The following is a 13,271-nucleotide window of genomic DNA, read 5'->3' on the forward strand; positions in this document are numbered from 1 at the left end:
AAAAAAAGCGCCCGGCCTCACGGCAGGGCGCCTTCGATCGAGATGTGAAGGGCGACTTGCGCCGCCCTCTTCGGAATCGCCTATTCGGCGGCCATCGGCCGTTCTTGGTCTTCTTCGGTGTCGGCCGCGCCGTCTTCATCGTCGTCGTCGCCGGCGAGGAAGGCGGGCAGAGCCTCTTCTCCGCCCTCCCGATCCGCGGCTTCGAAAACGTCCTCGCCGTCGGCGAGGCGCAGCGGCTCGGGCAGCCAATTGATGTCCTCGAGAAGGCGTTCAGCCTCTTTGGCCATTTCGCCTTTCTTCATATGGCCGATGAGTTCCGCGGCACGCTCGCCGGCCCCCTCGCGCACGGCTTCGACGATACGCGCCTTGGTGACGCGCCCGAAATAGTTGCCGACGGTCGGACGCCAGCCCGCCTGCGCCATGTCCAGGCCGGTCGCTCGAGCCAGTCGATCGGCCTGAGAAAGGCGAACCTTCAGCGCGTGATCGCTGACGCCCGAGCCACGGTATGGATTCGGGCGCTCATGGAGCGCATTGACGCCATAGCTGACACAATGGGCGAGAAGCTCCATACGTCTGTCATCTTCGAGCTCGGTGAGCCAGTTCCACAGAGCTTCGTCGTCGGCGGGGATATGGTCGCCCCAACGCTCATGCCGATCGGCGACGGACTTCGCGGATTGGCAATCGTTCAGATCCTCGGACTGCGCAGGGAACATGACCTGGCGAACATGCGCCTCCAGAGCCCCGGTTGCGGATCGGTGTTCGAACGCATCCGAGACCAGCTTATGGAGGAGAGCGGTCATCGCGACGTGAGGATTATTCGCGACCGCATCTCGCAGAGCGAGCGTGCGGTGGGCGGTCAGCTCCGCGACCAGGCGATCGGGCAACGGCTTGATGCCGTCTTCCTCCGGCTCCTCCTCGGGCTGCGCCGCTTGGCCCCCGATTGTGATGAGGGCGCGCTGGACGAGGGGCGCCTTCGGTTCTGAGGTCTGCGATTCCGCAGTCTCCGTGATGCTGCCGACCTCGGCTTCGGTCGAAGGCTCATCTTCGGGACGAACATAGCCGCGGTCGACTTTCGGCAAGCCGTTGCCGCCGAGGCTCACGAAGACGCCAGCGCGAGCAATGTCATCAGGCTCATACCGAACGGGGCGGTCCTCGAAAGCCTCAAGCGCCGCGTCGATTTCCTCGAGGCGGTTGTTGACTTCGTCGGGGATGTCGTCAGCCTGCTCATATTGCTCGACGAGCCTGTCGCTCTCTTCCCGAAGCTCCTCACGCGTCGCGCGTTCGTCTTCGGTCAAGGCAGCAGTTCCGGGCAGCCTGCGCAAGCCGTTCGTCAACCCGTAGGGAAGATGGACGGCGGCTTGGACCCATTTCCAGCCCTCCCCCGCGATGTCGTCAGCGACGTTCCTGAGCTTTTCCGCAACGAGACGATCGAGGAGGGCGACATCCTGGAACCATCCGCCTCGATCATCCTCGAAGAGGTCTCGGAGAATAACGCCACCTGCGGCCTCATAGGCCGCCACGCCGACGAAGAAGGCGCGTTTGTCAGTGGCGCTCACGGTGGTTTGGGTGAGCGCGCGGCGGATATTGTAAGGCTCTTTCTGATAGCCGTTGCGGAGAGCATTCCACACCTGTTCCTGACGCGCGTGATCGTCCGCAACCGTGAACGCCATAAGCTGCTCGAGCGTCATCTCTTCCGCGGCGTAGACGTCAAGCAACGTAGGCGAGACCGACACAAGGCGAAGGCGCTGCTTTACGACGTGGACGTCGACCAAGAAGGCGGCCGCGACCGCTTCTTCGGTCATGCCTTTGTCGATCATAGCTTTGAAACCACGAAATTGGTCGAGCGGATGAAGAGGCGCACGCTCGATGTTTTCCGCGAGCGACACTTCGTCGATCAAAATGTCGCTCGCGGCGTCTCCGACGACACAGGGGACGAGAGCATTTTTCGCGAGGCGCTTCTGCTTGACCAACAATTCGAGGGCGCGATATCGGCGACCGCCCGCGGGAACCTCGAATTTCCCCGTTTCGGCGCCGTCAGCGTCGAGGATCGGGCGAACGTGGAGGCTCTGGATCAGTCCGCGCCGGGCGATAGACACGGCGAGTTCTTCGATCGACACGCCGGCCTGCACGCGGCGAACATTCGCCTGGGACAAGACGAGCTTGTCGAACGGAATATCGCGTGAGGAGGAGAGGGTGATTTTCTGAGTGGCCTTGGCCATGGTCGTTGCTCCGCGACAAGCCGCCGAGAGCCTCTCTCTCGACCTTTTGCTCGTCAATGAGCGAATCGCCGCCCTCTCCCTTTAAGGAGCGGGCGGCGCCATGATCGCAGACGACGGGACAACCGCGTCGCGGTTCTTCGGACTCAGGCCGCGCGCTCAAGCAGCTTTTTCGCCTTCGCCTCCATATCGAGGCGAACGTCCTGATGCGGCTTGTCACGCGCGACGGCAGTGATGCCCTGCACGAAATCGAAAATGCTCTCCGGCGGACGCCCCTCCTCCGCCAACACAGCGTCGATGATTTTGCTCGTCTCCGCCTTCGAGAATCCGCGCCGGCGCAAAAACTCGTTGCGATCTTCGTCGGTCTTTGCCACGATACGTTCGCGCGCAGCCTTAATGCCGTTGACGAAGGGCGTCGGCGACGAGTTCGCGAAATTCAACAGCGCGGGAGCCGCCTCATGCGCGAAGCGAGACGCGGCGTATTTGCTGTGGCGGATGGTGATCTCCTCGAAATTTTCGACGCCCCAGAGATTGCGATTCTGACACACGGCTCGAAGATAGAAGCTCGCGATTCCGAGCGTCTTCGCTCCGACCTCCGAGTTCCAGCAATAGAACCCGCGGAAATAGAGATCTGGCGAGCCGTCCGGGAGGCGGCCCGCCTCGATGGGATTCAAATCGTCGACGAGGAAGAGGAAGACATCGCGATCGGAGGCATAGAGCGTCGTCGTGTCTTTCGTGATGTCCACGCGCGGATTGTAAACGCCTGTCGACCAATCGAGGACGCCCGGAACCTTCCAGCGCGTGTCGCCCGTGCCATTGCCGGCGATGCGTTGCACGGCTTCGACGAGCTCGTGATCGAATATTCGCCCATAATCGGGGCCGGTCACGGCTCGCAGCTCGACGCGACCGTCGTCCGTCTCCAGCGTCTTGATCTGCTCGGCGCGGTGCGACGTCAGTCCATATTGGAGATTGATGCCGGCGATCGCTGCCGGGAGCTGGCGCAGATAGGAAGCCGGCGCGCCGACATGGCTCGCGAGCTGCCCGAAACTCCAATGCGTCGGAGCCACGGGCGCCTCGGCGCCCGGAAGGATCAGAGACAGGCGCTCGGCATTCGCGCGATCCGCTTCGACATGAATTTGCGCGGTTTCGACGACACGGGTGCGGCTTCGATCTGCGCGGCCGCGCACGGCGCGCGCCAGCTCGCTCAACGAGAGAAATCGCTCGTCAGCGGGACGAGAAAACCACTCGGAAGAAACGCAGCCAATACGCTCGCCGCGCGATACGTCGACTTTGTAGCCGTTGGTGAATTCACGGCGGGCGTCGAGAACTTGGATGTTCATGGAACCAATCTCCGTGACAAGGTGGCCGAAAGACTCTCTCTCGGCGCTCAACTCGTCGCAGAAAATCCGGTCCTCACTCTAACTCTCTTGCACCTGCCCCCCGCCCAACATCGTTCATTCGTATACGCCGAAATTTCGCCCGCTCACCCCAGCGAGCAGCCTATTGCTCACGGCCCCGGGTTCGTCGGAGCCGCGATCACCACAGGAGCCTAGCCGGGTCTGGCACCGCCAAGGGCCAAGGAACGCCCAGCGGAGGCAAGAGCTGGCGGTCGCGCCCGACGGGCGGCCGCGCCAGCAACGAGGCACCCCGGGGCCACTTCCAAACTTGCCCCCGCTGCGTCTATGATTGCGAACGGATTGTGGAGCGGCAATGTCGTTGAATGCAGGATCAGTTTGGCGGCGCTGGGATCCGCACGTTCACTTCCCAGGGACGGTGCTCAACGACCAGTACACGGGGCACGATGCTTGGGAAGCCAACCTCGCCCTCCTGGAATCCCGCACCCCGACCATCGAGGCGATCGGGGTAACCGACTATTACAACCTCGACACATACGAACGCCTCGTGGAATCAAAGGTGCAGGGCCGCCTTCCGAAGTGCGGCCTCATCTTCCCCAATATCGAGATGCGCCTTGCCTACGGCACCGTCAAAGGCAATTGGGTCAACGTGCATCTGCTGGTGAGCCCAGAGCGGAGCGACCACGTTGCAGAGGCGAGGCGCTTTCTCGCCCGGTTGACCTTCGACGCCTATGAAGACACTTTCGCCTGCACTCCGGAGGAGTTGATCCGCCTTGGCCACGCGGCGGGCGCTACCTTCGGAAATCGAGCCGCCCTGGCGCTTGGTTCCGAGCAGTTCAAGGTCTCATTCGACCAGTTCCGGGAGATCTACCGCAAGACGGCGTGGGCGCGCGAGAACACGAAGATCGTCGTCGCCGGCGGCGATGATGGCGCCGGCGGCCTGCGTGACGGATCGGACGCCATAACGCGGCAGGAGGTCCTTCGCTTCGCCCACGCGGTTTTCGCGTCGAGCCCCGCGCAGCGGGAGTTCTGGCTGGGCGAACGATCTGCAAGCGTCGACCAGCTCTGGGACCTGTACGGAGGGCCGAAGCCCTGCCTGCACGGTAGCGACGGTCACGATCCGAGTCGCAGCGGCGCACCCGACAGAGACCGCTTCAGCTGGGTCAAGGGGGACCCGACGTTCGACGCCCTGCGGCAGGCCTGCATCGACCCGGCCGGTCGCGCGTTTGTCGGTCCGACTCCTCCGGTGTCCGCGCTGCCGTCGCAGGTGATTGCCAATGTTGCGATCGAAGGCGCGGCCTGGGCGGCCACGCCCCGCCTGGCGCTCAATCCGGGGCTCGTCGCCATCATCGGGGCGCGAGGGTCGGGGAAGACGGCTCTCGCCGACATCATCGCTGCGGGATGCGACGCCCTTCCCGAGACGCCCAACACGCAATCCTTCCTGCAACGCGCCAGCGAGTTCCTCGTCGACACCTCGGTCACGATCGGCTGGGGCGAGGGCGATCCTGAGCGGCGGCGGCTGATCGACGATGACGGATGGTTCGATCGCTCACCGCGCGCCCGATACCTGTCGCAGCAGTTCGTCGACGAACTCTGTTCGTCGACCGGAATGACCGACGCGCTGTTGAAGGAGATCGAGCGCGTGGTGTTTGACTCCCACGGCGTGTCCGATCGAGACGGCGCGGTGAACTTCGACGACCTTCTCGACTTGCACGCCACCCGGCATCGCCAGGCGCGCGCCCGCGAGGAGACGGCCCTCACTACGGTGTCGGAACGAATCGGCGTGGAGCTGGAAAAGATCAAGCTCGTCGAGACCTACAAGGCGCAGATCGCCGACAAGACCCGCCTCATCGTCCAGTGCGAGGGCGACCGGGCGAAGCTCGTCTCCAAGGGCAGTGAGGTCCGCATCACCCGTCTGCAAGCCCTCACAGAGGCCGCTGAAAAGGTCCGCGGCAATGTCCGCCATTTCAACCTCCAGGCGCAGGAGCTGCTGAGCCTTCAAGACGAGGTGAAGGACGTCCGCACCAACAGGGTACCGGAGGACCTGCGTGAGACGGCGGAAAAACACGCTGCCGCGGGAATCCGTGGGGACGATTGGGAACCGTTTCGAATGGACTACACCGGCCCGGTTGACGAGGTCCTCTCGGAGCGGCTGAAGAAAGCGCAGAGCTCGAGCGCCTCCTTGAAGGGCCGAGCGCCGGCGCCGAAGTCCGATCTCGAGTCGCCCTATCTGGCCGAAGACGCGGAACTGCACCACCAGCCGCTGTCGGTGCTGGAGGCGGAAATCTGTCGGCTTGAGCGGTTGGTCAGCGTCGACAAGGCGACGTCTTTGAAGTTTGCCGCCTTGTCCAAGAAGATTACGGACGAGACCGCGCTTCTCGAACGGCTGAAGGAGAAGCTCGCCGACGCCGAGGGGGCGCGCGCCCGCGCTGACACCCTGCAGACGGACCGCGAGTCGATATACCGTCGCGTCTTCGAAGCCATTGTCGCGGAAGAGGGAGTCCTCAACGACCTCTATCTTCCGATCAAATCCCGCCTCGGCGACGCCGGCGGAACGCTCGGCAAGCTGGCCTTCTCGGTCACCCGGACCGCTGACGTTGCGGCCTGGGCGAAGCGCGGCGAGGAGGAGCTGCTGGATCTCCGCCGCCAAGGCCCCTTCAAGGGCAAGGGCACTCTCCAACAGATCGCGGCGCAGGACCTGAAGGACACCTGGGAAACCGGTGATCCCGACGCAGTGTCGGCGGCGATGAAAGCGTTCCGCCAGAGTTACGCGTCCGACCTGATCGAGCACGCGCGCGTCTCCAAGGCCGACCAGGCCGAGTACCGCGCCTGGCTGAAGCGTTTCGCCCAATGGCTCTACAGCACCGATCACGTCGCCATCCGCTACAGCGTGGATTACGATAATGTTGATATCCGTAAGCTCTCGCCGGGGACACGCGGTATCGTCCTGCTTCTGCTCTACTTGGCGCTAGACGATGCGGACGACCGGCCGCTCATCATCGACCAGCCTGAGGAGAATCTCGACCCGAAGTCGATCTTCGACGAGCTGGTCGGGCTGTTTCTCAGGGCGAAGAACAAACGCCAGGTGATCATGGTCACTCACAACGCCAACCTGGTGATCAATACCGACGCCGACCAGATCATCGTGGCGAGCGTTGGCACGCACGCGGCCGGCGAGCTGCCTCCGATCACCTACACCTCCGGCGGGCTTGAAGATCCGAAGATCCGCCGCGCCGTCTGCGAAATCCTTGAGGGTGGTGAACGCGCGTTCAAGGAGAGGGCGCGGCGTCTGCGCGTACGCTTGCAGCGGTAGGGCGGAAGAAGATGGAGAATCCGCACCGCAAGGCAGAGATCAAGTCGTCCTGCCATCGTCGGTCTCCGGTGTCTTTATTTGCTCCGCGCGATGTGCCGTCAGGCCGTATTGGAGATTGATGGCGGCGGTCGCCGCAGGAAGCTGCTGAAGATGCGGACGCCGATGGCGCTTTGGCGCGACGGTATGGACGATGCAACGTGATAATGGGATCGGAAGCGGTCTGGATTTCCAACTAGCAAGCTGGCTCAAGCGGTCCCGCTACGCGGGTCCATTTCAGAAGTTCAGAATGTCCTCTAAACGCCGTATGGTAAGGGCATGTCGAAAAGAATCACCGATAACCAGGTTCTTGGCGAGTTGGGCGAGACCGCGACCAAAAAGATCGTTCTCGAAATCGGCTTTCTATACGAACAGCGTGGGCGCCTTGAAGCCGGCACGGACGGCATCATCGAACTGCGAGATTCAAAGAGCGGCACGCCGCTCGGCAAGTTGCTCGGTGTCCAGGTCAAATCCACTGACGGCGGCCAATATGTCCGCGAGAACGACAAGAGCTTCGAATATCTTCTCAAGCCGGCTGATCTGAATTACTGGCACACTTCCAATATCCCCGTCATCATCGTTCTTTGGCGGAAGTCCGATGAAACAGCGTATTGGAAGGACGTTAGCGATTGCGTCAGGGGCGAGGAACGCCGCCTGAGGTTCGATAAAGAGGCTGACGTCTTCGACTCACGCTGTGCTGATCGTCTTGGCGCGCTCACCGTTGATCGTCGCACGCCGGGCGTTTTCCTTCCCCCACTCAATCAGGGCGAGGACGCCATCATCAACCTGCTGCGCGTCAAGTTGCCGGATGAAATCTTCATTTCAACGTCGCCATTCGGCAGCGGGCGCGACGCTGTGCCTGAGCTGGTCAAACACGAAAACGTCAGATTCGACTGGGTAATCCGCAAACGACGTTTCGTCTCTTTTTTCGACCCAAGGGATTATGGAACCCGGGCGATAGTCGATCTTGATCAGGTCGAAGCGGTTGATACCAAGCTCATTGCATTCAGTGACGAACGCGACGACATAACCGACATAATGGATTTATTACGACGTACCGTCGAGAGACAAACAGTCACGCAGCTTGCATTTCTCCGTAAAGACAGGACGTTCCACTTCAAGGCAATCGGTGTCGGAAAATCACGTAGCTACCGTTACATGTCCAATGTCATTGAAACCTCAGCCAAGGTCGTTAGCGTCTACGCGAGCAGGAAGAAGGAAGGCCGTGGCTACGTTCGACATCACGCAGCGCGGCTGCGCTTCGAGTGCCTTGCTGATGAATGGTTCATAGTGGTTGATCCAGATTTTTATTTCACTACGGACGGTTTTCAGCCGCACCGTTATCCAGAGGCGCTTTTGGCAGGCAAGAAGCGTCTGGAACGCAATGCTGCCGTGCGCGGCCAAGTGATGATGTGGCAGCACCTACTGGTCGAGAGCGGCAAACACGAGGTTGGTCTGTTCGATACGGACAAGCCTGCGCCATTGTTGCGATTCGAGCGGCTACCTGGAATCCGGTTGTCTCAGGCGGTGCCGGAGTCCTCGTGGAACCGGACTGATCCGCGGGCCAAGGAGATGGAAGCGCGGGACCTCTTCGAGGAAGGAGGCATCGGATGATTTTCAAGGCGAATGTCTTTGATGAGCCGATGCTCGAATTTGGAGACGGCGGACAGCATTGTGATCCACGGCAGGGCTTGCGCGAGCATGGGCCGCTGCAACCGCGTTCGGGAGATATTATCCGTGTCGGCGTCATCGGCACAGACGACACCGTCGCGGGGTTCGCGGAATTTCTCGAAGAAACCGGACGCGGCATCGAAAGCGGAAACAAGCAGCTCATCAACCTCAACCCGGATTTTCCGGGGCTGGGCAATCAGAACCCGTTCCGCTGCAAGTTCGAAGTGCCCGATGGGGCTACTACTACTATTTCCCGGCGCCAGGTCAATGAAATCACCAGCATAGGCCGGCACGACGAAGCTGTCCGTCAGGCCGTCGAACTGGTCACGGCGCAGCTTTCGGCTCTGGTCGAAGGCAGCGCGAAGCCTGACGTAATTGTTCTGGCACTGCCCATTCCGCTCATCGAAAAGCTCGTGAACGCCAGGAACGAAGAGGAAGACGCCGACGACGATCATGGCGGCGACATGCTCAACTTCCGTGATCTGCTCAAGGCGAAGACGCTTCATCTACCGGTCCCGACACAGATCGTCTGGCCCGATACGTGGGACGATGCCGCGAAAATTCCTCGCAAGGTCAAACGTGACAGCAACCGCCAAACGCAGGTGAAGGCGACGCGCGCGTGGAATCTTCTCAACGCACTCTTCTACAAGGCGGGCAAAGTGCCCTGGCGTTTGCTGCCCGAACAGGCAGAATACCGCACAAGTTTCCTGGGCATCGGGTTCTATCGTGACCTCGACGGTCAGCAACTCTGGACCAGCACCGCCCAGATGTTCGACGAGCGTGGTCGCGGTCTCATTCTGCGCGGGGCGCGCGCGCAGACGGAGACAAGGGGGCGTCATCCATATCTAACCGCCAAAGACGCGGAAGAACTCGTGGTGCAGTCCATCGCGGCGTATAAAGCGCATCACCGCCATGTGCCTGCGCGGCTGGTGGTGCTGAAGACCTCGCGCTTCCGTCCCGAAGAGGCGGAAGGCATTGACGCCGCTCTTGGAAAGTCCGGAATCGAGATGTCCGACCTCGTATGGGTGCAGGAGAGTTCCCCGATCGCCATCTTCCGGGAGGGCAATTATCCTGTTCTACGTGGCACGTTCGTCGATCTGGGCGGCAAGGGCCTGCTGTACACGCGCGGCAGCGTTCCGTTCTACGGGACATTCCCCGGCCTGCGCGTGCCGCGCCCTTTGTTGCTTGTGCCCCATGAGAATTCCGACAGCAAAATCCTCACGCTAGCGAAAGACGTGCTCGCGCTGACGAAGGTGAACTGGAACACGACGCAATTCGATCAGAAGCTTCCGGCGCCGATCAAGGCGGCGCGCGAGGTCGGACGCATTCTCAAGCACGTCGAATTTGGGACGGCGGTTTCATCCGATTTCCGTCGTTACACGTAGAAGAAATCCGGATTGGTTTGCGGATGCTGATCGTCATGCAGAATTGTCATCGATCTTTTGCCGAGGCCAGAATCAATTGCGCGGTCTTTCGGTCGTATATGTATCCCGTGATTGTGCCGTCCTTGATCCGCCTGACAGCCTCATCGATAACGAACAACGGTGCAAGGAACCATTCTTTGGGCACGACCGGCTGCCCGAAGCGATCTTTGATCTCGATGTCCATGCGAGCGCCGCCGAAAATCTTATGGATCACGGATTCGAGTTTCGCGCGATTGATGTTGTATAATTCGTAAGTAGCAACGACCTCAACCTCGGCCATGAGGAAGGTCGGATCGAGGCGGGCATTGGCAATGCGGCGTTCGACGTTTCCGCCTGTTACGCCTATCTTATGCAGGATATCGCGATTGGCCGTGACAAGCGGATGTTCAGATTTGCTCCGCAGCACGTAGACGGTTCCACTAGCTTCATCGTTATCGGAGGTCTGTTCCTCGAACAAAGGCCCAGCGGTCGGCTCGGTAATCCGCCGACCAGCCTCATCCTTGTAGAGTGCGCGCTGGAGCGACCGCAGCAGCAGATCGCTCTCAGTGCCATTGGAATAAATGACTCTGAGCCGCGCGTCAGTCTCGCCATTCGGCGCCTTGATAGGCTCGCCGACCTGGGCGACGTAGGCGGTTTGACCTCCGATGATGAAAAACTGACCGGCGTGGATATCCGCCTTCAGGAAACCTGCGTCCTTGACGAACCTTCTCGTGGTGCGCCGTCCCGCGTCCAGGTCGCTCTGCACCTCCTCGAAGAGAGGCTTGAACGTCTCGAAATCGAGGCACTTTTCCCGGCTCGCGATTTCTTCGGCTTCACGCTTTTCCGCGCTCGTGCGCACGTGGCGCAACTTTGTGATGTCGGATGACCCGGCCGCGCCCTCCAATTCAGCGAGCAGTTCATCGTCATCGAGCGTGTCCACCGGCGCGGAGGACGCGACTGGCGCGCCGGTCAGCAATCCCTGGTGATCGAACGGTGTGAGAAGCGAGCGGCATTCTTCCAGTTCGCGCAGTCGATCAAGCCTGACAGCGTATAGCCGTTCGAATATGTCGCCGCCCTCGCCATGTCGCGGAGCATGACCGCTTTTCTCCACAAAGCGCTGAATCTCTTCGAAGCCCGCGATAATGCGTTCCTCGCGGGGCGAACGGCCGCCCTTCCTTTCCGGCTGCGCGAAATCATCGAGTTCCGAACGCAGTTCATCAAGGTCGAGATCACTCATAGCGGCCCTCATCCTTGAAGCGGACGAACGCGGCGGCGCCCTCGGCCAGGTGCTTTTCCCACGCGTCGGAGGAGCTGATTGACGGGAGACGTCCGCGCTCCCGCTTGAACTCCACGGCGCGCTTGGCGATCACCTTGGCTTCCTCCGGCGTCAGGCTGGTGCGCTTGGCGGCGATCGCCGCAGCGACCTGTTTTAGGCTTTCCTCGCTCATCGTCTTGGCGAGAATGGCGTAGGCTTCGCCGAACGGGTTGACCCGGTCGATCAGGTCGATGTCCAGCTCCCGCACATCCATCGCGAACTTTCGAACGCCGTCAACAAAAGCCGTATTTACGCTCTCCTCGCCGAGCGAACTGCCCGCCGCGACCTCTTTCGCTTTCTGGGTCAGATTCAGCGCCGCGACCGCGTGTTGGCGAACGGCTTCCTGATCCTCGGCGTCGAGGTGCGGGAACTTGTCCTTGATGATCTTGCCCATGCGCACCTGAGTCAGCTCCTCGGGAACCAGCTCTTCGTCGAACAGCCCGCGCTCGATTGTCGTCTTGTCCTGTACGAAGGCCGCGATTACCTCGTTCAGATCCTCTTGGCAGATACGGGTCGCTTCCTCGCTCTTCGGCGTGGCCAGCCCCTTGATCTCGATCTGGAACTTGCCGGATTCCTCGTTGAAGCCAACATTGCACTTGTTCGAATCGTAGCCGCCCTCGCCATAATCGAAGCCCGGCGTCGGACCGCTCTGCGGGTTTTTCGGCTTAAACTCGAAACGGGGCGCCAGCACCTGCTCCATCAGCAGGCTGGCGGCGATCGCCTTAAGCGTATCGTTGACGGCTTCGGTGACAATGTCGTCAGCGGCTGCCGGCTCGGCAATCAGGTTCGAGAAGCGGGCGCGGGTCTTGCCCGGCGCGTCGCGGGTTGCACGGCCAATGATTTGCACGATCTCGGTTAGGCTGGAGCGATAGCCGACAGTCAGCGCGTGCTCGCACCAGATCCAGTCGAAGCCTTCCTTCGCCATGCCGAGGGCGATGATGATGTCAACATGATCGCGGTTGTTCTTATGCGCGGGATCTTTCAGCGCGGCGGACACGCGGTCGCGCTTGGCGGGATCATCATCGACCAGATCGGCGATGCGCAGAATCCTGCCTTCCGCTGTCTTCACCAACTGAAAGCCGGTGACGGGATCGGTTCCCTGCCAGGCACCCAGCTCCTCGATGATGTGCTCGACTTCCTTGATCTTGTCCTTGGTGCTTTCGCGCGAATTGACGTTCGGGATGTGGATGATCGTCTTCTCGGCCGAGTTCAGCACCTTCAGGATGTCGTCGGCATAGGAGTCCGAGTAGAAGAAATAGCCGATGTCGAGCTGCTTCAGATACTGATAGCCGTTGAGCTGCTCATAATAGGTGTAGGTGACGCTCTCGAATTTGCCTTCGTCCTGCGGCGCCAGAACCGCCTCAGCATCCCCCCGGAAATAGGAGCCGGTCATCGCGACGACATGAACGCGGTCGCGCGCGATGAACTCGCCCAGATGCAGGCCGAGCTTGTTGTCGGGATTGGCCGAGACATGATGGAACTCGTCCACCGCGATTAGCCGGTCGTCGAAAGCCTCGATCCCGAACTTGTCGACGGCAAAGCGGAAGGTCGCATGGGTGCAGACCAGCACCTTATCGCCGCTTTCAAGGAAAGTGCCGAGCGCCTTGACCTTGCCGCCATTGTCGTTGCCGGGCGCGTCGCAGAGGTTCCACATCGGTTCGACATGCCAGTCTGCCCAGAAGCCATGTTTGCTCAGCGACTCGTCATGAAAGCTGGAGCCGATGGACTTTTCCGGCACGACGATGATGGCCTGCTTCACGCCCTGATTGGCCAGCTTGTCGAGCGCGATGAACATCAACGCGCGGCTTTTGCCCGAGGCCGGCGGCGACTTGATCAGCAGATATTGCTCGCCCCGTTTCTCGAAAGCGCGTTCCTGCATCGGCCGCATGCCGAACTCGTTGGCCTTGGTCGAGCTGCCGTTGGTGGCGTAGGAGACTGATACGCATGGAATAGTTGTCATTG

The 13,271-nt window shown here is 61.1% G+C and carries 7 protein-coding genes; 3 read left to right on the forward strand and 4 right to left on the reverse strand.

What is annotated here, in order from left to right; translation table 11 throughout:
• Positions 1-80: 80 nt before the first annotated feature.
• Positions 81-2,219: a ParB/RepB/Spo0J family partition protein gene (locus CQW49_RS22805; RefSeq protein ID WP_099832007.1), complete on the reverse strand. Its 2,139-nt coding sequence runs from the start codon at positions 2,217-2,219 to the stop codon at positions 81-83.
• A 143-nt stretch (positions 2,220-2,362) separates the two neighbouring features.
• On the reverse strand, positions 2,363-3,556 hold the full coding sequence (locus CQW49_RS22810) for a DUF932 domain-containing protein (protein ID WP_099832008.1): 1,194 nt from the start codon (positions 3,554-3,556) through the stop codon (positions 2,363-2,365).
• A 370-nt stretch (positions 3,557-3,926) separates the two neighbouring features.
• Here CQW49_RS22810 and CQW49_RS22815 point away from each other — a divergent pair, with 370 nt between their 5' ends.
• From CQW49_RS22815 to CQW49_RS22830, 3 genes are all read left to right on the forward strand, one after another.
• Positions 3,927-6,884, forward strand: a complete 2,958-nt coding sequence (locus tag CQW49_RS22815; protein WP_099832009.1) for a TrlF family AAA-like ATPase — start codon at positions 3,927-3,929, stop codon at positions 6,882-6,884.
• 315 nt (positions 6,885-7,199) lie between these two features.
• Positions 7,200-8,534, forward strand: a complete 1,335-nt coding sequence (locus CQW49_RS22825) for a DUF4365 domain-containing protein (protein WP_099832011.1) — start codon at positions 7,200-7,202, stop codon at positions 8,532-8,534.
• Positions 8,531-9,976, forward strand: coding sequence for an argonaute/piwi family protein (locus CQW49_RS22830; protein ID WP_099832012.1), 1,446 nt, complete (start codon positions 8,531-8,533; stop codon positions 9,974-9,976). Before CQW49_RS22825 ends, CQW49_RS22830 begins: the two co-directional genes overlap by 4 nt.
• Before the next feature lie 46 nt (positions 9,977-10,022).
• Here the strand turns inward: CQW49_RS22830 and CQW49_RS22835 are convergent, their stop codons facing one another.
• Both CQW49_RS22835 and CQW49_RS22840 read right to left on the reverse strand, forming a co-directional pair.
• Positions 10,023-11,231 carry a GIY-YIG nuclease family protein gene (locus tag CQW49_RS22835; RefSeq protein ID WP_099832013.1) on the reverse strand — a complete coding sequence of 403 codons (1,209 nt, stop codon included), beginning with the start codon at positions 11,229-11,231 and terminating at the stop codon, positions 10,023-10,025.
• Positions 11,224-13,269 carry a DEAD/DEAH box helicase gene (locus tag CQW49_RS22840; RefSeq protein WP_099832014.1) on the reverse strand — a complete coding sequence of 682 codons (2,046 nt, stop codon included), beginning with the start codon at positions 13,267-13,269 and terminating at the stop codon, positions 11,224-11,226. The genes CQW49_RS22835 and CQW49_RS22840 overlap by 8 nt, the downstream gene beginning before the upstream one ends.
• Positions 13,270-13,271: the final 2 nt, after the last annotated feature.

The organism is Methylosinus trichosporium OB3b (genome assembly GCF_002752655.1).
Classification (GTDB): Bacteria; Pseudomonadota; Alphaproteobacteria; order Rhizobiales; family Beijerinckiaceae; genus Methylosinus; species Methylosinus trichosporium.